The sequence below is a fragment of the Oxalicibacterium solurbis genome (genome assembly GCF_014635845.1).
GTDB lineage: Bacteria > Pseudomonadota > Gammaproteobacteria > Burkholderiales > Burkholderiaceae_D > Oxalicibacterium > Oxalicibacterium solurbis.
The window spans coordinates 265,369-286,347 of the sequence record NZ_BMDP01000003.1 but is presented as its reverse complement, the minus strand read 5'-3'; the positions used below and the strand labels follow the sequence as shown (position 1 = coordinate 286,347).

Below are 20,979 nucleotides of genomic sequence, written 5' to 3'. Positions count from 1 at the left end.
ACGGAAGAAACAAACGGCTGCACGTCACAGAGCGTGCAGTCCGTTCGACAACCGCTATCCGATCAGTGGCCGGTCGAATCGCTGCGACGGTTCGCCTCGAACAGGAACCAGGTGCGTTCCTCGGTTTCGTCGATCCAGTTCTCGATCAGGCTGGCGGTGGCGATATCGTTGTGCTCGTCGCAGACCACGTGCGCTGCACGCAGGCTGGCAGCCAGCGCTTTATTGTCCTCCTGCAATTCGGCCAGCATGTCGCCCGGTTCCACGTATTCGGCATCGTTGTCGAGGATGCGCTGGCGCCGCGCGATGTCGCCGATGGAGCGCAGCGTCGGCTGGCCGACCTTGCGGATACGTTCGGCGATGACGTCGACCATTGCATAGACCTGCATAGCCTGATCGTCGAGCAGCAGGTGGTAATCGCGGAAGTGCGGGCCGCTCATGTGCCAGTGGAAATTCTTGGTTTTCAGGTAGAGCGCGAAGACGTCGGCCAGGATGCCGTTCATCGCGGCGGCGATGTCGCGTGTGCCGGCCGAGTGCAGATCGCTGGGGGTGGCCAATGCGGTACGGCGGATAGCCGGCTTGGCTTTTTTGGCCTTGGAAGTTGCTTTGGCTTTCGTCGTTTTCGTCGTTTTCATGGCTTTCTCCTTGATGGGCAACAGTAGAGTCGAGGAACGCCGCTTAAGTTTCTGCGGTTGCGGCGGGAATGTCTACTGATAGAGATAGAGAGTCTTGCGCGGATTGCAAGAGCAAAAAGCCCGGCGCAGGGCCGGGCTTCATCGAAAATGTTTCTATCGCAGGGATAGGCTGGCGCGACAGGGTCAACCGCCTTCGTTTTCCTTGTTCTCTCCGTAGTACAGCACGCCCAGCTGGATGCGGTCGCGGCCCTGTTCGCGGCGATGGCGATTGGTGTCGCGCAACGAATAGACGCAGCCGCAGTATTCCTGCTGATAAAAGTTCTCGCGCTTGGAGATTTCGATCATGCGTGCGGAGCCGCCTTTTTTGCGCCAGTTGTAGTCCCAGTAAATCATGTCCGGATACTTGGCGGCGGCACGCTTGCCGCAGTCGTTGATCTGGTCCATGTTTTTCCAGCGCGAAATGCCGAGCGAACTGCTGATGACCGGAAAGCCGTGCTCGTGTGCGTACAGCGCGGTGCGCTCGAAGCGCATGTCGAAGCACATCGTGCAGCGGATGCCTCGCTCCGGCTCGTCTTCCATTCCCTTGGCGCGCGCGAACCAGTTGTCGGTGTCGTAGTCGGCATCGATGAAGGGCACGCCGTGCTTTTCCGCAAAGCGGATGTTCTCCTCCTTGCGCAGCAGGTATTCCTTCTCCGGATGGATGTTCGGGTTGTAGAAGAAGATCGTGTAATCGATGCCGGAAGCCAGCATTGCTTCCATCACTTCGCCCGAGCACGGCGCGCAGCAGGAATGCAGCAGCACCTTGCCCGGTTTGGCGGGAAGGGGAATCGGTTCGCGCTTGAAGTCCGGCGCGGTGTCGTTGTTGGAGTCGGTCATGATGCGGGTTGCATGGCAGGCTGGCGGGAGATATGGAGCAAGCCGGCCGCGGTGATAAGTCAGGCTGTAATGTTAGCAGGAAGGACCGCGCCGCGCCGCGTCAATCGAGCGCGACAACGGCTGTTGCAACGATGGCAGCAGTCGTTGCTTCCGGTGTTGACTCTCTGACATAATAAGAATCATTCTTGTTTGTTCCCTTTCGGTCAGCCACGCCTCCGCGCAGCCAGCCGCTCAAACCCGTGTTTGTCCGGATAAGGCCATGGTTGCGCAATACTATCGAGAACTGCTGAATCATCTGACACGCACGATGAAGGACCGCGACAGCGCAGCCGACATCGTGCAGGAGGCGTACGTCCGCGTGCTGGCATTGCAGCAATCGGGGCAGGCGGTGTCGCAGCCGCGTGCCTTGCTGTATCACACGGCGCGCAATCTGGTCATCGACCGCCATCGACGCAACGAAGTGCGTGGCGAAAACGGCTCGGCGGACGAGACGCCGGAAGATTTCGATATGATGGCGGCGCCGCAGGCATGCGAGCCTGAAACGGCGCTCGCATCGTCGCAGGCGGTCGATGCCATGCTGCAGACGATCGATCATCTGCCGGTGCGTTGCCGGGAGGCATTCATCCTGCATCGCTTCGACGGGCTGTCTCATGCCGAGGTCGCCGAGCACATGGGCATCTCGCGCAAGATGGTGGAACAGCATATCAAGCTGGCGATGGATGCATGCCGCCGCTGCAAGGCGCAACTCGATGCGCCCGAACCGGCGGCGCCACAGGAACGCAAATGAAGATGGAAGGCATTTGCGGCGCAACACAGGGTTTTGAAGCGGTCATGCGTCTACAGGAGAAGAGCGATTCTGTGCGCGTGAGGGGGAACATGGAGTCCGGATTGTCGTTGAACGAGCGGGAAGATCAAGCGCTGGATTGGTTCGTGCGGCGCACGGACGGGCTGGATGCCGCCGAAGAGCAATCCTTCCAGGAGTGGCTGCAGGCCGATCCGGCCCATGCGGCCGCCTATGCGCAGTGGGAAGGCGACTGGCGCCAGATGGATGCCGCACCCGCGCACGGCATCGAACGACTGCGCGCCAATCTCGCGCGCGACAAGGCTGCCTTGGCGGCTGCCGAACAGGCCGTGCAGCAACAACAGACGGAACGCACATCGAGCTCGTCATGGTTTGCGCGTGCGGCGAGTGCCTTCGCAGGTACATTCTCTTCGCCGCGCGCCATGTCGGCCTTCGCCGGACTGGCGATGCTGATCGTCGGCGCGGCTGCCTGGAATTACTGGTGGCAGCCGGCCTTCAACGAAACCTACACGACGGCGCGCGGCGAACAGGCCGACATCGCCCTGCCGGACGGCAGCCGCCTGCAGCTCGATACCGCCACCAGGGCCGAGGTCGCACTCTACCGCGGGCATCGCGACCTGACCTTGCCGGAAGGACAGGTCCGCCTGCAGGTCGAGAAGGATGCCGACCGTCCCTTCGACGTGCTGGCCGGACCGCTGCGTATCACGGTGGTAGGCACGCGCTTCGCCGTGCGCTACACGCCAGAGATTCCCGGCCGCGACGGCGTGCGCGTCGCCGTTGAAGAAGGACGCGTGCGCGTGGCCCGCGCCGGCTGGTTCGGCGACAAGGGCGAAGTCGAGTTGACGGCCGGCCAGCAGATCGTTGCCAATGCCAACGGTACGCTGGGCGTGGTATCCACGGTGGCGATTGCCGACGTGGCACCGTGGCGCGACAGTCGTGTCAGTTTCGACGACGTGCCGCTGCAGCAGGTGCTGGCGGAATTCGAGCGCTACGGCGACAGCGGCATGACCGTGCGCGATCCGGCGGTCGCCGCGATGCGCATCACCGGCACCTTCGATCCGCGCCGCCTGGATAACTTCAAGCGCGTGCTGCCGCAGGCGCTACCGGTGCGGCTGGCGCACAGCGGCGGTCAGACGGAAATCGTCTCCATACGGTAAGTTTTTCCTCCGCCGAATTTTCCCCACCGTACCGGCGCGCAAAATTTTTTTGCAAATCACCTAGGGTTTTGCACGAACCATCCGTCTACCTGAGAAGGATTCTTATTTACACCTTCTTGGAGACATTGCATGACCCGTATTTCCTTCCGTCCGGCCGCCGTCGCCCTTGCCGTGGCTTTGGCATGTGGCACCGCGCCGTCCTTTGCCCAGTCCGCCGCGACCCCGGTTTCCATCAACATCGTGGCACAGCCGTTGGCGCAGGCATTGAACGAACTGGCGCGGCAGGCGCAGCTTGAACTGATCGTGCAGCCTTCGCTGGTGGCGGGCAAAACCGCACCGGCCGTATCCGGTTCACTGACGCCGCAGCAGGCGCTGAACCGCCTGCTGGCCGGCAGCGGCCTGGTGGCGACGGTCAACGGGAAAACGGCAGTCGTCAATCTGGTGCCGGCATCGTCGGGGCAGTTGCCGGCCGTGACGGTGACGGCTGCCATGGAAAACGACAGCTATGTCGCCACCCGTAGCGCATCGGGTTTTAAAACCGATACGCCGATTATCGAAACGCCGCAGTCGGTCTCGGTCGTCACTAGAAAGCAGATCGAAGACCAGAAGCCGAGAAGCGTGACGGAAGCGCTGGCCTACACGCCAGGAGCTTTTACGGGATTGGTCGGCTCTTCCAATCGCTACGATTATGTTGCGCTACGCGGCTTCAAGGACAGCAGTGTCGACAGCGCATTGCTCGACGGACTGCGCATGCTGAGCGATCAAGGTTCTTACACGTCGATGCAGGTCGATCCGTACTACCTGGAGCGCATCGATGTGATCCGCGGGCCGGCTTCGGTGATGTACGGGCGCGCGTCGCCGGGCGGCCTGGTTGCGTTGACCAGCAAGATGCCGCAATTCGAAGCCGGCCGGGAAGTACAGTTCACGCTCGGCAACAACGATCGCCGCGAAGCATCCGTCGATCTGACAGGGCCGCTCGACGAGAACGGCGTGATGGCTTTCCGTCTTACGGCCACGGCGCGCAAGAACGATACGCAAGTCAATCATGTAAAGGAAGAGCGTTACGTTCTTGCGCCTTCACTGGCCATCAATTTCTCGAAAAACACGCATCTCCTGTTGCAAGCGTATCTGCAGGACGATCCTGAAGGCAGCTATCACAGCGGGGTGCCATACGATGCCAGCGTGACCAAGGATCACAACGGTCGCAGGTTGCCGCGCGATTTCTACGATGGTGATCCGAGCGTCGATACGTATGAACGCAAGCAGCGTTTTCTCGGATATCAGTTTTCACATGCGTTCGACGACAACACGACGGTGCGGCAGAATTTCCGTTATGTATGGGCCGATGCGACGCTGCGGCAAATACATATTGCGCCGCTGACTTATCCGCCAACGCCGGCCTGGATCAGTCCTACACAATTGTTCAGGTCCTATGATGGCGCCAGCGAATCCACACGTGGCTTCACTATCGACAATCAATTCGAGAAAAAACTGAAAATCGGTACAGCCAACCATACATTCCTGGTGGGCCTGGATTATCAGAAGCGTGATGTCGAGGGTTCCTGGTCCTGGGGTTCGGTCTCGCCGATCGATGCCTTCAATCCTGTTTACGGGTCGCCTAACTTGGTGGTGACTGGCGGATACGATCCGGTCGATCGAACCCTGGAACAGACCGGATTTTATGCGCAAGACCAAATCGAATTGGGGCAGTGGCGATTCACACTGGGTGCACGACAGGACTGGGCTGACATGAAGATGCAGCGTGGGCTCGCAGATATCGCAAAATGGGATGGTTCCAAACTGACAGCGCGTGCCGGCGCGGTATATTTGTTCGAAAACGGTCTGGCACCGTACATCAGCTATTCCGATGGTTTCAATCCAAGTCTACGCAGCGATGGCAACAAAATTCTGGAGCCGGCCGAGAGCAATCAGACGGAAATTGGCATCCGCTATCAGCCGTCGGGTTCCAGGACATTACTGTCTGCGGCAATTTATAACCTGACGCAAGACAACATCTCGATATTGTTGCCGACAACCTTCGATTACATCCCTGCAGGCAAAACACGTTCGCGCGGCCTGGAACTGGAAGCACACACACAGGTAAGCGACAACGTTTCCTTGCTGGCCAGCTATACCTACAACCGAACCAAGTTCGTCGAATCTCCGGACGGCAACCTCGACAACACACCGGCACAAGCGCCACGCAATATGGCATCCATCTGGGGCGACTGGACTTTCCTTCCGGGCTACACATGGGGCGCGGGTCTGCGATACGTGGGTACGTCGTGGGTGGATAACGCCAATACGGTGAAAGTGCCGTCCTACACCATCGCAGACATGATGCTGCGCATCGACCTGTCGAAGTGGAACCCTTCGCTGAAGGGAACGAATCTTCGCCTGGCAGCGAACAATCTTTTCGACAAGACCTATGTCGCTTCGTGCCAGGACCAGAACTTCTGCTACTGGGGTGATGAGCGCAGCTTGACCGCAACACTGACCTACAAGTGGTAACTCTCCCTGTCCCGGCGAGCCGATCGCCAGCCGGGACACAGACTTCTTACGACCGCTATTTGCCGCCGCGTAGCGTGATGCAAATCAGGAAACGAGGATGTCATGAAACAGGATGTTTACGAATTCATCGCGATCGGACTGGGACCGTTCAACCTGAGTCTGGCCTGCCTGGCGGAACCGCTGGAACTGAACGGGATTTTTCTGGAGCGCAGTGCCGAGTTCAACTGGCACCCGGACATGCTGATCGACAATGCCACGCTGCAGAATCCGTTCATCGCGGATCTGGTCAGCCTGGCCGATCCGACCAGCCGCTTCAGTTTTCTCAATTACTGCAAGGAAGAGGGAAAACTCTATTCGTACTATTTCCGTGAAAGCTTTTACCTGACGCGGACCGAGTACAACGACTATTGCCGATGGGCGGCGATGCGCCTGTCGAACCTGCGCTTCGAGCACGAAGTGCAGAGCCTGTCGTACGACGAAGAAGCGCAATGTTATGTGGTGGCCGGTGTGAAAGGCGCGATGCGCACGCCCTTCGTGCTCCACTGCCGCAAGCTGGTGCTGGGTGTCGGCACACGGCCATCGTTTCCTGAATGCTGCCAGCCCGGCGGCCATCGCTATCTGCACACCGCCTATTACCTGGCGAACAAGGCTGCGCTGCAGAAAAAGCGTTCGATCACCATCGTCGGCAGCGGCCAGAGCGCGGCTGAAGTGTATTACGACCTGCTGCAGGAAATCGACGAACACGATTACAGCCTGATCTGGATCACGCGCTCGCCGCGCTTCTTCCAGATGGAGACGACCAAGCTGACGCTGGAAATGTTCTCGCCGGATTACATCGATTACTTCTATGAACTCGATGAGCCGACCAAGGAGCGCATTGTCCGCAAGCAGGACAGCCTGTACAAGGGCGTCAATGCCAGCCTGATCAACCGCATCTACGATCTGCTGGACGACAGGCGCAAGCGGGGTGGCGTCTTGCGTACGCATCTGATCACCAATTGCGAATTGCAGGACTGTCGTTACGATCCGGATGGCGATCACTACGAGATAGAGTTTTGCCAGCTCGATTGCGGCACACGCTATGCGCATCGCAGCGAGGGGCTGGTCTTTGCGACCGGTTATCGCGAAAACATTGCGCCTTTCGTCGATGGCATCCGTCATCGCATGCGCTGGGATGAAAAAGGCCGATACCAGTTGGCGCGAAACTATGCCGCCGATTTGAACGGCAGTGAAATCTTCATCCAGAACGCCGGCCAGCACACGCACGGCATGACCAACCAGGATCTGGGCATGAGCTGCTATCGCAACTCGTACATCCTGCGCGAGCTGACGGGCGTCGAGCATTACAAGATCGAGCGTCGCATCGCCTTGCAGGATTTTGCGATTCCGGCAACCGCCGATTTCGTCCGGCTGTGAGGCGCTGATGAGTTTGCGCTTCTACATCATCACGATGACGGTGCTGGCCGTCATCAGCGACGCGATCCTGATTCCGTTCTATCCGCAGTTCTTCAATGCGCGTTACGGCATGGACAGCGCGGTACACGTCGGCTTCTATGTCGCGGCAATCTCGCTGGCCGTCATGTGCACGCTGCCGTTCTGGGCACGGCTGGCAAAACGCGTCGAACCGCTGTACCTGCTCGTGTATACGCAATGTGCAGCGGGAACTTTCAGTGTGCTCAGCAACTGGGCGCCCGATGTGGTCAGCTTCTGGGTGCTGTCGATGCTGATGTTCATGTGCAAGAGCAGCTATCTGCTGATGTATCCGTACATGATGCGCCTGACGCCGAAGGAGCTGCATGCCTCGACGATCGGCATCCTGTCGGTGACCGTGCATTTCGGCGCGATCTTCGGTGCGGTGGTCGGCGGTTTCATCATGCAGGCGTGGGGGCCGCGCGCATGCATTCTGGCGATGGCGGCCGGGGATTTCTTCCAGATGGCCGTCTGCATGTATCTGATCCGCAGCGGCAAGATCGTGCATGTGATTCGCGCCGAAGAGGCGAATGCGGAAACGTCGGTACCTTTGCGCAGTCGCTTCGATCTGCGCGCACGCCTGCCGATCCTGCGGCTGGCATTGGTGATGCTGATCTTCGATTTAAGCGCCTACCTGATCCGCCCGTTCTTTTCGATGTACTGGCAACAGGTCACTGGCAATCCGAGCGAACTGTTTTCCGGCGCGGTTTTTGCCATTCCCGGCATGATTGCGGTGATGGCGCTGGCCTGGCAAGCGCATTTGCAGAAGCGCAGCCGCAAGTTGCCGGATCATACGATCGCCAATCTGGTGCTGGGTGCGATCGGCCTGTTGCTGCATGCTGCGCCGGAGCCGATGCTGATCGTGCTGGGGCGCGTGCTGTACGGCTGGGCGCTGTTCCAGATCATCGTCAAGCTGGAAGTCAATTTGTTCCGGCTGTCGACGCCGCAGCGCTATGCGCAGGATTACAGCATCACCAATTTCTTCCAGAACCTCGGCGTGCTGCTGTCGTCGTTTGCTGCCGGCGCCATCGTCAGCCGCTACGGACTGGTCGTGCCGTTCGTGCTGGCGGCGGCCGGTTTCATCCTGACAGCGCTGCTGGATCGGCTGATCCTGAAAGTGCCGAGTGCAGGGCATGTCGCCGAAGCACCGTCTGAATCCGCCAGCCTGGAGCGCGCCCATGCGAACTGAAGCCATGCACCGCCGCGCGGACGCGGCGACATCGCCCTATCGCGATCACGATTTCGTGTTTCGCCTGCTGCAGATTCCGGACGATATCCCGACGCTGCACAACTGGTTCGTGCAGCAGCGCGCGGCATTCTGGCTGCTGCAGGACAAGACGGAAGACGAGGTGCGCCGGATCTACCAGGACATGATGGATTCCGGCCATGCCACGGCCTACATGGGCTGGTATCAGGGGCGACCGACATTCCTCGCCGAATGCTACGACCCGGCGCATGATCGCATCCGGCAGTTCTACGACGTACAGGCGGGCGATCTCGGCATGCACATCTTCGTCGGGCCGCGCCGCGAACATGTTTCCGGTTTTTCGCGCGCGGTATTCCACGCGCTGATGCGTTTCATGTTCACGCATCTGGAGGCGCAACGCATCGTGGTGGAGCCGGACGCCAACAATCACAGAATCCATGCATTGAACCGGTCGGCAGGTTTCGTCTACGACCGCAACGTGGTCTTCCCCGAGAAGATCGCCAGCCTCGCCTTCTGCACGCGGCGAGATTTTGAATCGGCCACTGCTGCCATCATCAACGAGGAAGTCCATCCATGAATGTCACGCTCGCCCACCAGCTGTCCCAGCATCCGGCAAAAGTCGCTTCGCACCTGACGCCCGAGGTATGGCAACAGGTCAATCGCCTGATGCTGCGCAAGGCCATCGCCGAATATGCGCATGAACTGATTATCGAACCGACGCTGCTGCACAAGGGCAAGGACGGTTTTTCGACTTACGAGGTGCGCTCGGACGACAGCGCCGTGCGCTACGAATTCGCGGCGCGGCAGCTTGCGTTGCGCCACTGGTTCGTCAGGCCGGAATCGATACGCCGGTGGATCGACGACGACGAGCAGCCGCTGGATGCGTTGCAGTTTGTCATCGAATGTCGGCAGCGGCTCGGCATACGCGACGATCTGCTGCCGATCTATCTGGATGAAATCAGCAGCACGATGTTCGGCAGCGCCTACAAGCGCACCAAGCCCGGCGCACCGAGCAGTGCGGAACTGGCCGAGGCCGACGATTTCCAGCAGATCGAGGCGGCGATGATCGAAGGGCATCCGGGTTTTGTCGCGAACAACGGCCGGCTCGGTTTCGATGCCGTCGATTACCGCACGTATGCGCCGGAAGCGGGTGCCGAGATTCGCGTGATCTGGCTGGCTGTACACAAGGACAACGCAGCCTTTGCCAGCCTGTCGACGCTGAATTACGAACAGTTGATCACGCAGGAAATCGGCCGCGAGAATGTCGATCGTTTCACGCTGCAATTGGTCGCACTCGGCGTCGACCCGTCGGATTACTATTTCATGCCGGCGCATCCGTGGCAATGGTTCAACAAGCTGTCGATCGCCTTCGCCGGCTATGTCGCGCAGCGCAAGATCGTCTGCCTCGGCTATGGCGACGACCAGTACACGGCGCAGCAATCGATCCGCACCTTCTTCAACGTCAGCGACCGCAGCAAGCGTTACGTGAAGACATCGCTGTCCATCCTGAACATGGGATTCATGCGCGGACTGTCGCCGTACTACATGTCCGGCACGCCGGCGATCAACGAATTCATCAAGGGCCTGGTCTCCAGCGACGACTATCTGCGCGCGAACGGTTTCACCGTGCTGCAGGAAGTGGCATCGATGGGATTCCGCAATTATTACTACGAGGCGGCGATTCCGGTCGATACGCCGTACAAGAAGATGTTTTCCGCACTGTGGCGCGAAAGCCCGCTGTCGCAACTGAAGAAGGGCGAGCGCCTGATGACGATGGCGGCGCTGCTGCACGTCGACAAGGACGGTCATGCGCTGCTGCCGGAACTGATCCGCCGCTCCGGCCTCGGTGCGAAACCGTGGCTGCAGCAATACATGCGCGCCTACCTGGCGCCGCTGCTGCACTGCTTCTACAAATACGACCTCAGCTTCATGCCGCATGGCGAGAACCTGATCCTGGTGCTCGACAACTACGTGCCGGTGCGCGCGATCATGAAGGACATTGCCGAGGAATGCGCGATCCTGAACCTGGAAGCGAAGGAGCACCTGCCGGAGCGTGTCGACCGCATCGCCGTCGATGTGCCGGACCACTTCAAGCTGCTGGGCATCTTCATCGACGTATTCGATGGCGTGCTGCGCCACATCAATCAGGTGCTGGTCGAGAACGATTGCTGCACCGAAGACGATTTCTGGGGAACGGTTGCGCAATGCGTGTACGACTACCAGGACGCCCATCCGGAATTCGCCGAACGGTATGCGCATTACGACATGTTCGTGCCGGAATTCCTGCATTCCTGCCTGAACCGCCTGCAACTGGGCAACAACGTGCAGATGGTCAATCTGTCCGATCCGGCTTCCAGCCTGAAGATGGCCGGCAATCTGGTCAATCCGATTGCCCGTTTCCGCCGTCACGACAAGACGGCGGCCGTGGCGGAAGCGGCGGTGGAAGCCTAGTCCGGTGAACGGCATGCACGACGCGCGCGCCGGTTCGCACCTTGGTTGTGGGGCGACATGCGAGATGGCCGTGCGCGGCCTGCCATCTGCCGACGCCGATCTGGCGCAGGTACTGCGGCTGGTGCAGGATGTCGTGCCGGATTTTCGTGGCGAGCTGTGCGATGCGCCGAGCATGTCCGACGAGAACGAGGCATTGCGTGTCGCCACGGCATTGACACGCTATTGGCGACACGCCCACCCGGAAGCCGGCGCGCATTACGCTGCATTGCGTTGCTGGGGGCTGGCGATCTGGCAGCCGGTATATCTCGCGGTAATCGCTGCTCACGCGGCGCCGGCCGTTCCGCACTTGTCCGGCCTGATGCAGCCGGTGGTGGCCGGTGTTCCCAAGGGATTCAGGTTGCCGGCGCATGCGCCGCTCACCGGCGACTTGCAATTGCGGATGCGGACGGCGGCGCAGGAAATACGCATTTATTGCGACAGGATGCGCGCCGTGCTGCTGCCCAAGGTCGGCCTGCATCGCATGGCGGCCGACAGGTTGCAGGCCGAGTGCGTACTCGGTGCGCTGTTGCTGGTCGGCCGTCATGACATGACGCTTCGCGCTGAAGAACTCATTGCCCATGGGCAGGCATGGCTGGCCATGCTGGACCTCGTCGGCAGTTGTGACTTCTTCGCCTATCGCGCACGCGATGGTACGGGCCGTCTGGCCCTGGATCGGCAGGTGTGCTGCCACCATTTCCGCCGCCATGATGGCGAGAAATGCAGCACCTGTCCGAAGCTTCCGCTCGATACGCGCATCGGCCTGCTGCAGGCGCAACCGGCGTAATCGATTCCGTTCATATTGGTGTGTCGTTTGCCGCTTTGCGGCATGGCGGCGCGCACCCTGGAGATTCGGATGAACGATATTGCACGTTCCTCACATGTCTTGCCGGCGGCGACGCAGTTGCCGGTTCATGCCTATTTCGACGATGCCTTGTTCGCCCGCGAACAGGCATTGATATTCGATCGTGCCGCCCGCTATGTCGGCCATGAACAGTCGGTGCCGGAACCCGGCGACTGGTGCCGCCTGCGGCATGAGGCAGGTGGCCGCGTGCTGGTGCGCAATGCCGGCGGCGTGGAGCTGATTTCCAATGTTTGCCGTCATCGCCAGGCGCTGATCCTCGGCGGAGAAACGGGCGACGTCGGCGGCCGTGCCAATATGCGCGGCAACCTGTCGGCCAGCGGCGGCAATATCGTCTGCCCGCTGCATCGCTGGACTTACGACAGCGGCGGCGCCCTGCTGGGCGCGCCGCATTTCGAGCAAAAACCCTGCCGCAATCTGCAGACGTTTCCGCTGCGGCATTGCCACGGCCTGCTGTTCGAAGGCCGGCGCGATCCGGCGCAGGACATGGCGTCATTGTTCGCACGGCCGGAATTCGATTTCTCCGATTATGTGCTGGATCATGTCGAAGTGCACGATTGCCATTACAACTGGAAGACCTTCATCGAGGTGTACCTGGAGGACTACCATGTCGAGCCGTTCCATCCCGGCCTGGGCAGCTTCGTCAGTTGCGATGCGCTGCAGTGGGAATGGAGCGAGTGGTACAGCATGCAGCGCGTCGGCGTGCATCAGGCGTTGGGTGCGCCGGGTTCCGACGTCTACCGCGCATGGCACGATCGCCTGCTGGCCTACCGCGACGGCAGCGCACCGGATTTCGGTGCGATCTGGGTCACGTATTTCCCGACACACATGATCGAGCTGTATCCGCATGTGCTGGTGCTGTCGACGCTGTATCCGCAGGGGCCGCAGCATACGGTGAACGTGGTGGAATTCTATTACCCGGATGACATCGCGGCCTTCGAGCGCGAGTTCGTCGAGGCGCAGCGCGCCGCCTACATGGAAACCGTGGTAGAAGACGACGAGATCGCCGAGCGCATGGATGCCGGCCGTCTGGCACTGCTGAAGCAGCGCACGACGGATGCCGGGCCGTATCAATCGCCGCTGGAGGATGGCATGTGGCATTTCCATGCGTGGTACCGCCGCATGATGGGGGATGCCGCGCTCGACATCCACGGACAGACGCCGCTGCAGGGAGCGACCTAGGGTTTTTGGCGGCTCGTGCGTCTACTTCAGATGCGCCGGCGCATCTGTGAATGCAGCCGTAGCGCTTGCGCAGAGGCAATGTTGCAGCAATTGTGTGTGCGCCGCCTGCCCGATCAACCTTTCTACCCATTTCCCATGCGCGCGATCTTCGTCGTCCTTCATCGCTGGTTCGGCCTGTCGGTCGCGGCCTTCCTGCTGGTTTCCGGCCTGACCGGGGCAATCATTTCCTGGGATCACGAGATCGACGAGTGGCTGAATCCGCACCTGTTCGAGACGCAAAGCACCGGCGAACCGTTGACGCCGCTGCAACTGGTCGACATCGTCGAGCGCAGCGATCCGCGGGCGCGCGTCAGCCTGTTTCCGCTTTCGCACGAAGCCGGCCACAACGCCGAAATCTGGGTCGATGCACGCCTGAATCCGGAAACCGGCCGCCGCTACGAACTCGGCTACGACCATGTATTCGTCGATCCGGTGAGCGGCGAGATCGTTGGCAAGCGGCTGTGGGGCAAGGTATCGCTACATCCGGAACACCTGATGTCCTTCCTCTACAAGCTGCACTACAGCCTGCACCTGCCGGAGTGGCGCGGCACCGACCAGTGGGGCGTGTGGCTGATGGGCATCGTCGCGCTGGTGTGGCTGATCGATACCTTCATCGGGTTTTACCTGACGTTGCCGGGGCGGGCACGCGCGGTCAACGGCAAGAATGGCAAGAACGGCAAAAGCTGGTGGCAGCGCTGGCGGCCTTCATGGCTGGTGCGCATGCAGAGCGGCGGCTATCGCCTGAACTTCGATCTGCATCGTGCCGGCGGATTGTGGATCTGGGGCATCCTGATCACCGTTGCTTTCACGTCGTTCTCGATGAACCTGTATCGCGAAGTGTTCTATCCGGCGATGTCGCTGGTATCGCAGACTACGCCCGGCCCGTTCGAGACGCGCGCGCCGACGCCGCTGCACCGGCCGGTCGAACCGACCGTCGGCTGGCAGCAGCTGTTCGACATGGGACGCACGGAAGCGCAGCGGCGCGGCTGGCAGGAGCCGGCCGGCAGCGTGTTCTACAGCGACAATTTCACCGTGCTGGCGATCAACTTCTTCCATCCCGGCATGGATCATGAGGACGGCGGCATGAGCGTCAAGACGCTTTATTTCGACGGCAAGGATGGCCGGCTGCTGGGCGACCGCACGCCATGGGAGGGATCGGCGGCCGATGTCTTCGTGCAACTGCAGTTCCCGCTGCATTCCGGCCGCATTCTCGGCATGCCGGGCCGCATCCTGATGTCCATCGTCGGCTTGCTGGTAGTAATGCTGTCGCTGACGGGTATCGTCATCTGGTGGCGGAAATCGCGTGCGCGCGCCTTGGTGCAGCACGAACGCACGGCAATCGTCACCGACATGGCGCGCACGATGTAGGCATTATGCGCTTCATCGTTCTGATTGCAGGCCGGGCGTGGTAGCGACGATCCACGACATGATCTGCAGGCAGGTTTCATCGATGTCGTGCGTGCCTTCGATGGTCAGAGCGGGTTCTGCCGCGGTCGGTTTTTCCAGTGTGCGCAACTGGCTTCCCAGCAATGACGGCGGCATGAAATGCCCCTTGCGTGCACGCAGCCGGCGACGCAGTTCGCTTACACCAGGTGCCAGCAAGACGAAACGCAAATTGGGGTAGCGCTTGCACAATTGCTGTCGATAGGCGCGCTTTAGTGCGGAGCAGGCGATCACGCCGTCGCTACCTTCATCGACATGCCCTTCGATCCAGTCGCCGACGCGTTCGAGCCAAGGCGCACGGTCGGCATCGTTCAACGGCTCCCCCGACATCATCTTGCGGACATTTGCGGCCGGATGCAGGTCGTCGCCATCTTCGAACGGACAACCGAGATGCTCGGCCAGCGCCTTGCCGACGGTCGATTTGCCGGAGGCAGAAACGCCGATGATTACCATGATGATCGGTTTGCGGGCGCCGAGTTTGCCATCGTAGTCAGCCAGTTCCCAGGCGCCGCCGGTTGTCGCTGTCATCGCATGTGCGGTATTGATCAAGCCGATGTGCGAGAAAGCCTGCGGGAAATTGCCAAGCTGTCGCTTGTGCACCGGATCGTACTCTTCTGCAAACAGATCGAGATCGTTGCCGAGTACAAGCAGGCGCTTGAATAGTGACTTCGCCTTGCGCACCTTGCCCATCGTGACGTAGACGTTGGCCAGCCAGAAACTGCATGCGAGAAACGCGCCTTCCTCGCCATGCAGACCGTCGACACCGCCTGCGGTCAGATAGCGATAGACGAGTCCGTCGATCAGCAGTTCGCGCTCGATGCGGGCGACGGTACCTTCGACGCGCGGATCGTGAGCCGGCAGAAAGCCGATCAGCGGCATCATCAGCAGTGCGGCATCGACGGCCTTGCCGCCGTAGTACTGGACGAAGGAATTGGTCTCGGCATCGTAGCCGTGCTCGCACACGTCGGCATGAATTTCATCGCGCACCTGCCGCCATTCGTCCACCGGGCCGTCGAGTCCGAATTCTTCGGCGCTGGCAATCATGCGGTCGAAAGCGAGCCAGCACATGATCTTGGAGTGCACGAAATGCCGCAGATCGCCGCGCATTTCCCACAAACTGCAATCCGGCTCCCTCCATAGCGTTGTCAGCTGCCGGATGATCGCGCATTCGAGCGACCAGGTCTTGTCCATGTCTTCCAGCCCGGCACGGCGCGAGGCGTAGAAGGCGGCGATGACAGAGCCGAACACGTCGAGCTGGCGCTGCGAATGCGCACCGTTGCCGATGCGCACCGGCCGGTTGCCTTCATAGCCGGACAGCCAGCCCAGTTCGATTTCGGTCAGTTGGCGTTCGCCGTGCAGGCCGTACATGATCTGCACTTCCTCCGGCGAACCGCCGACCGCGCGCATCAGCCACCAGCGCCAGGCGCTGGCTTCCTGTAGGTAACCGGAGCCAATCAGCGCGTAGAGCGTCAATGCGGCATCACGCAGCCAGCAATAGCGATAATCCCAGTTACGTTCGCCGTTGAGTTGTTCGGGTAGCGAGGTGGTCGGCGCGGCGACAATGCCACCGGTCGGCTCATAGGTGAGCGCCTTCAGTGTCAGCAGAGAGCGCATTACTTCTTCATGGAATTCGCCTTCGTAAGTGCATTGTTCGCTCCAGCGCTGCCATTCCGCGGTCGTATGCTGCAGCAGCGCGAAAGGGTTGCGCGTGATCGCCGGCTTTTCGTGCGACGGATACCATTCGAGGCAGAACGATTCGCTCTGTCCGGCCTGCACGGTGAATTCGGCGCCGCTGGTGAAATCCTCATTGGTCAGCGGCACGCTCGACGTAATGCGCACCGCGTCCGGGCCGGCGACTGCATAGACCGCGCCCTCCTTGCGGCGCACCCACGGACACCATTCGCCGTAATTGAAGCGGATGCGCAGATTGGTACGCAGCGTGACATGACCGCGTACGCCGCGCACGATGCGGATGACTTCATGCGTACCGTCGGGGCCGGGCTTGGCCATGAAATCGGTAACGGTCGCGCTGCCGGTGCGTGTGTGTATCGTGGTTTCCAGCACCATGGTGCCGGGCAGATAGCGGCGTTTCACGCGCGCCTTGCGGTCGGTCGCATGCATGCCCCAGCGCCCGTTCTTTTCGTCGCCCAGCAGGCTGGCGAACATCGCGCTGGAATCGAAACGCGGCAGGCACAGCCACTCGATGTCGCCGTTGCGATGGACGAGCGCGGCGCTGTTGGTGGAGCCGATCAGAGCGTAATCTTCGATCGGGCGGGCGGGGCGGTTCTGCTTTCTTGCGGTCTTTTTCATGAGGATGCATTGCGCATGGCGGCGATCGCCTGCGCGTAGTCGGGTTGGCCGAAAATGGCGGTGCCGGCGACGATCACGTCCGCACCGGCTTCGACGGTCTGTCGCACGGTGCGCGGGTCCTGCCCGCCATCCACTTCGATATGCGGATGCAGGCCGCGTTCCCGGCACAGCGTGCGCAGGGCCGCGATCTTGGGCAGCATCTCGGGCAGGAAGGCCTGGCCTCCGTAGCCGGGATTGACCGTCATCACCAGCACGATATCGACCAGATGCAGCACATGTTCTATCCACGCGACCGGCGTGGCCGGATCGATGACGACGCCGGCCTTGCAGCCCAGTGCGCGTACCTGCGACAGCACGCGATGCAGGTGCACGGTCGAGCCCGGTTCGGCCTGCACCAGCAGGTGGTCGGCGCCGGCATCGCGATAACGTTCCAGCACGCGTTCCGGTTCGACGATCATCAAATGCACGTTCAACGGTTTGGCCGTGCTGGCGCGGATCGCCTTGACGACGGCGGGGCCGAACGAAATGTCGGGCACGAAGCGGCCGTCCATGATGTCCACGTGAATCCAGTCGGCACCGGCGCGATCGACGGCGTGTACTTCGTCGCCGAGCCGCGCGAAATCGGCTGCCAGTACGGAAGCCGCGATCCGGATCGGCGCGCCATCGCGCGCCGTCATCCGCGCTCCCGCAACAGGCGATCGATCGCCAGTGCGACGCCGTCGCGTTCGTTCGATTCGGTGGTCCAGTCCGCCGCCGCGCGCACCGCGTCCGGCGCTTGTCCCATCGCGATCGACAGGCCGGCGCGCGCGAACATCGGCAGATCGTTGGGCATGTCGCCGATGACGGCTACGCAATCGAGCGGAACGTTCAGCGTTCTCGCCAGTAGCGCCACGCCGTCGCCCTTGTTGGCGAGCACTGCGGTGGCATCGAGAAAATAGAGCTGCGACAAGGCAACGGTGGCATGGCCGGCGGTTGCCTGCCGTATCGCGCTTTCAAGCGATTGCAGCAACGCGCCGTCGTCGCTGACGCCGACGATCTTGTCGACCTCGTCGCACAGCGCACTCAGATCGCGCTGCAACGTCGGTTCCAGTCCCGACGACAGCCGTTCGCGCGGCACGTGCGGATTGCGGTCGTCAGTGGCATACCAGTGCGTGTGCGCAAACAGCCAGGCATCGACGCCGGCTTGCGTCAGCATGGCCAGGATGCGCGCCGCGACATCCGGCGGCAGGCGGTGCGGCGCACCGATCACGCCGTCGCTGTCGAACAGCGTGCCGCCGTTGAATGCGCCGTAGGGAACGGCAATGCCAAGCGCTTGTGCGATCCACAGCATGCCGCTGGGCGGCCGCGCGCTGATCAGCGTCACCGGCACGCCGCTGTCCATCAGCCGGCGGATCGCGGCGACGTTGGCGTCCGGCAGCGATTTGTCATGGCGTACCAGCGTGCCGTCGATATCGCATACCAGCAGACGGATGTCGGCGGCGGCTGTCATGGCCCGATCCGATGCCATTGGCGACCGTCGCGTTCGATCAGTTCGTCCGCCGCCTGCGGACCGTCGCTGCCGGCGGCATACGGCTGCGGTTCGCCTGCTGCCTGCCATGCGTCGATGACCGGCTGCAATGCTGCCCATGCCGCCTCGACGCCGTCGGCACGCTGGAACAGGGTCTGGTCGCCGATCAGCATGTCGTAGATCAGCGTTTCGTAGCCGGTCGCGTGCGCGATGTCGAAGGTGTCGCCGTAGCAGAAATCCATGCGGACCGGTGCGGTTTCGATTGCCGGGCCGGGGCGCTTGACGACGAGATCCATCGCGATGCCGGCGTTCGGCTGCAACTGGATGACCAGTTTATTGGCCGGCGGCAGAATCACGCCGGTTCCCTGGAACTGCGCGAACGGTACCGGCTTGAAATGCACGACGACTTCGGTGTCGCGTTGTGCCAGTGCCTTGCCGGTACGCAGGTAGAAGGGCACACCGGCCCAGCGCCAGCTATCGACCGCCAGCTTCAGCGCGGCATAGGTCTCGGTGCGGCTGTCTGGCGCGACGTCGGGTGTGGCGCGATAGCCGCCGACTTCCTTGCCGCCGACCTTGCCTGCGGTATAGACGCCGCGCACGGCATCGGCAGCGACCGTTTCGTCCGTCGGGCCGCGCACGGCGCGAAATACTTTGGCCTTTTCGTTGCGGATCGCTTCGGCGTCGAACGAATTCGGCGGTTCCATTGCGATCATTGCCAGAATCTGGAACAGATGATTCGGCACCATGTCGCGCAGTGCGCCGGTGGCGTTGTAGAAAGCGCCGCGCGTGCCGACACCGACCGTTTCCGCCGCGGTGATCTGCACATGGTCGATGTAGTTTCGATTCCACACTGCTTCCATCATCGTGTTCGCGAAACGCGCGACCATGATGTTCTGCACCGTTTCCTTGCCGAGGAAATGATCGATGCGATAAAGCTGATTTTCATGCGCCAGCGTGAGGATGCGGGCATTCAATTCCCGTGCCGATGTCAGATCGTGGCCGAACGGTTTTTCGATCGCGATACGGCGGAAGCCGCTGCTTTCATCCAGCAGTTCCGCTGTTGCGAGCCGTTCGACGATGTCGCCGAAGAAATGCGGCGCGGTGGCGAGGTAGAAAACGGCACTGCCGTTGCCGGTCTGGTCGAAGCGTGCATGCAGTCGCTGGTACAGATCGGCATCGCCGAAATTGCCGCGCAGGTAGAACAGGCGCGAACGCAGCGATTGCCACGCATCGCGGATGCGCGGCGCCTGCATGTCGAGCGCGCCTTCGCCGCCGGCTTCGCCCTTGAAGGTTTCGAATCCGCGACGCAGCGACTCGTCGTCGTCTTCGGCGCGGCCGATGCCGAGTATCGTCAGGTCGTCGCCGATCAGGCCGTCGGCCGTCATGTTGATCAGCGATGGCATCAGCAGGCGATGGCTGAGATCGCCGTTGATGCCGAAGATGACCAGTGTCGCTTTCGGCGCCTTGTGCGCGTGTGTCGTCGATGACGTCATTCTTCTCCCGGTTCGTTGAGCGGCAGTTCGACGTGGCCGCCGAAGCCGAAGCGCATGGCCGACAGCAGCTTGTCGCCGAAGGTATCGTGCACGCGGCTGCGATAGCGTGCGAACAGCGCGGAGGACAACACGTAGGCCGGCACTGCTTCCTCCATCGCGGCGTCGATCGTCCACTGGCCTTCGCCGCTGTCGCCGACCTTGCCGGCATACTTTTCGAGCGCATGATCCTTGGCCAGGGCGGCGGCCGACAGGTCGAGCAGCCACGACGAGATGACGCTGCCGCGCCGCCAGACTTCGGCGATGTCCGGCAGATTGAGATCGAAGCGCTGGTCGTCCGGCAGGTGTTCGGCGGCGCGGTTGCGCAGGATGTCGAAACCTTCGGCATACGCCGCCATCAGGCCGTATTCGATGCCGTTGTGCACCATCTTCACGAAGTGTCCGGCGCCGGCCGGGCCGGCATGGATGTAGCCGTGTTCGGCGCGCGAATCGAGGGTGCCGCGCCCGGGCGTGCGCGTGACGGTGCCGTAGCCTGGTGCCAGCGTGGCGAAAATCGGATCGAGCATGTCGACGGTTTCCTTGCCGCCGCCGATCATCATGCAATAGCCGCGCTCCAGTCCCCAGACGCCGCCGGAAGTGCCGACGTCCACGTAATGGATGTCTTTCATCCTGCACGATGCGGCGCGACGGATATCATCCTTGTAGAACGAATTGCCGCCGTCGATGATGACGTCGCCCGCACTGCACAATCCGGTCAGCTGCTCGACGGTCGATTCTGTCGGTGCGCCGGCCGGCAGCATGACCCAGAAGACGCGTGGCGCAGCGAGTTTGCCTGCCATGTCTTCCAGCGACGATGCAGTGGTGGCCCCTTCGCCGGCAAGCGTTGTCACGGCCTCCTTATTCAGGTCGTACACCGTCACGTCGTGGCCGCCGCGCATCAGTCTGCGCGCGATATTGCTGCCCATGCGGCCGAGGCCGATCATTCCTATCTGCATCATGTTGCT

Annotated in this window: 16 protein-coding genes and 2 pseudogenes; 10 read left to right on the top strand and 8 right to left on the bottom strand. The window is 61.5% G+C overall.

Features of this window, described 5'->3' with window-relative positions; all coding sequences use genetic code 11:
* Positions 1 to 62 precede the first annotated feature (62 nt).
* Positions 63 to 632 carry a Dps family protein gene (locus IEV40_RS11290; protein WP_188421713.1) on the bottom strand — a complete coding sequence of 190 codons (570 nt, stop codon included), beginning with the start codon at positions 630 to 632 and terminating at the stop codon, positions 63 to 65.
* 183 nt (positions 633 to 815) lie between these two features.
* Positions 816 to 1,508, bottom strand: a complete 693-nt coding sequence (locus tag IEV40_RS11285; protein ID WP_188421711.1) for an epoxyqueuosine reductase QueH — start codon at positions 1,506 to 1,508, stop codon at positions 816 to 818.
* A 259-nt stretch (positions 1,509 to 1,767) separates the two neighbouring features.
* On the opposite strand from IEV40_RS11285, the gene IEV40_RS11280 reads away from it, so the two are divergent.
* From IEV40_RS11280 to IEV40_RS11235, 10 genes are all read left to right on the top strand, one after another.
* On the top strand, positions 1,768 to 2,295 hold the full coding sequence (locus tag IEV40_RS11280; RefSeq protein WP_188421709.1) for a sigma-70 family RNA polymerase sigma factor: 528 nt from the start codon (positions 1,768 to 1,770) through the stop codon (positions 2,293 to 2,295).
* An 89-nt stretch (positions 2,296 to 2,384) separates the two neighbouring features.
* Positions 2,385 to 3,467 (top strand): FecR family protein, encoded by a 1,083-nt coding sequence (locus IEV40_RS11275; protein WP_188421707.1) that lies wholly within the window; start codon positions 2,385 to 2,387, stop codon positions 3,465 to 3,467.
* Positions 3,468 to 3,596: 129 nt separating this feature from the next.
* Complete coding sequence (locus IEV40_RS11270; RefSeq protein WP_188421705.1) at positions 3,597 to 5,978, top strand: TonB-dependent siderophore receptor; 2,382 nt, start codon at positions 3,597 to 3,599, stop codon at positions 5,976 to 5,978.
* Positions 5,979 to 6,080: 102 nt separating this feature from the next.
* Positions 6,081 to 7,394 carry a lysine N(6)-hydroxylase/L-ornithine N(5)-oxygenase family protein gene (locus tag IEV40_RS11265; protein WP_188421703.1) on the top strand — a complete coding sequence of 438 codons (1,314 nt, stop codon included), beginning with the start codon at positions 6,081 to 6,083 and terminating at the stop codon, positions 7,392 to 7,394.
* A 7-nt stretch (positions 7,395 to 7,401) separates the two neighbouring features.
* Positions 7,402 to 8,637, top strand: coding sequence for an MFS transporter (locus tag IEV40_RS11260; protein WP_188421701.1), 1,236 nt, complete (start codon positions 7,402 to 7,404; stop codon positions 8,635 to 8,637).
* Positions 8,627 to 9,232, top strand: a complete 606-nt coding sequence (locus IEV40_RS11255; RefSeq protein ID WP_188421700.1) for a GNAT family N-acetyltransferase — start codon at positions 8,627 to 8,629, stop codon at positions 9,230 to 9,232. Before IEV40_RS11260 ends, IEV40_RS11255 begins: the two co-directional genes overlap by 11 nt.
* Positions 9,229 to 11,106 carry an IucA/IucC family protein gene (locus IEV40_RS11250; protein ID WP_188421698.1) on the top strand — a complete coding sequence of 626 codons (1,878 nt, stop codon included), beginning with the start codon at positions 9,229 to 9,231 and terminating at the stop codon, positions 11,104 to 11,106. The genes IEV40_RS11255 and IEV40_RS11250 overlap by 4 nt, the downstream gene beginning before the upstream one ends.
* A gap of 13 nt (positions 11,107 to 11,119) precedes the next feature.
* The gene (locus IEV40_RS11245; protein ID WP_188421696.1) at positions 11,120 to 11,929 is read left to right on the top strand and encodes a siderophore ferric iron reductase; all 810 of its coding nucleotides are present in this window, start codon (positions 11,120 to 11,122) and stop codon (positions 11,927 to 11,929) included.
* A 69-nt stretch (positions 11,930 to 11,998) separates the two neighbouring features.
* Positions 11,999 to 13,186, top strand: coding sequence for an aromatic ring-hydroxylating oxygenase subunit alpha (locus IEV40_RS11240; RefSeq protein ID WP_188421693.1), 1,188 nt, complete (start codon positions 11,999 to 12,001; stop codon positions 13,184 to 13,186).
* 135 nt (positions 13,187 to 13,321) lie between these two features.
* On the top strand, positions 13,322 to 14,593 hold the full coding sequence (locus IEV40_RS11235; protein WP_188421690.1) for a PepSY-associated TM helix domain-containing protein: 1,272 nt from the start codon (positions 13,322 to 13,324) through the stop codon (positions 14,591 to 14,593).
* Between the two features lie 12 nt (positions 14,594 to 14,605).
* On the opposite strand, the pseudogene IEV40_RS14755 reads toward IEV40_RS11235, so the two are convergent.
* The 6 genes and pseudogenes from IEV40_RS14755 to gnd all read right to left on the bottom strand — a co-directional run.
* Positions 14,606 to 15,109 (bottom strand): annotated as a pseudogene (locus tag IEV40_RS14755) (gluconokinase); the annotation flags it as partial.
* Positions 15,110 to 15,187: 78 nt separating this feature from the next.
* A pseudogene (locus IEV40_RS11230) lies at positions 15,188 to 16,978 on the bottom strand (glycoside hydrolase family 15 protein); the annotation flags it as partial.
* A complete protein-coding gene (gene rpe, locus IEV40_RS11225) occupies positions 16,975 to 17,655 on the bottom strand; it encodes a ribulose-phosphate 3-epimerase (RefSeq protein WP_188421686.1) in 681 nt (226 codons plus the stop codon). The pseudogene IEV40_RS11230 and the gene rpe, both read right to left, overlap by 4 nt.
* Positions 17,652 to 18,467, bottom strand: coding sequence for a Cof-type HAD-IIB family hydrolase (locus tag IEV40_RS11220; RefSeq protein ID WP_188421684.1), 816 nt, complete (start codon positions 18,465 to 18,467; stop codon positions 17,652 to 17,654). The genes rpe and IEV40_RS11220 overlap by 4 nt, the downstream gene beginning before the upstream one ends.
* On the bottom strand, positions 18,464 to 19,978 hold the full coding sequence (gene zwf / locus IEV40_RS11215; RefSeq protein ID WP_188421682.1) for a glucose-6-phosphate dehydrogenase: 1,515 nt from the start codon (positions 19,976 to 19,978) through the stop codon (positions 18,464 to 18,466). Before zwf ends, IEV40_RS11220 begins: the two co-directional genes overlap by 4 nt.
* Positions 19,975 to 20,970, bottom strand: a complete 996-nt coding sequence (gnd, locus tag IEV40_RS11210) for a phosphogluconate dehydrogenase (NAD(+)-dependent, decarboxylating) (RefSeq protein WP_188422388.1) — start codon at positions 20,968 to 20,970, stop codon at positions 19,975 to 19,977. The genes zwf and gnd overlap by 4 nt, the downstream gene beginning before the upstream one ends.
* Between the last annotated feature and the right edge of the window lie 9 nt (positions 20,971 to 20,979).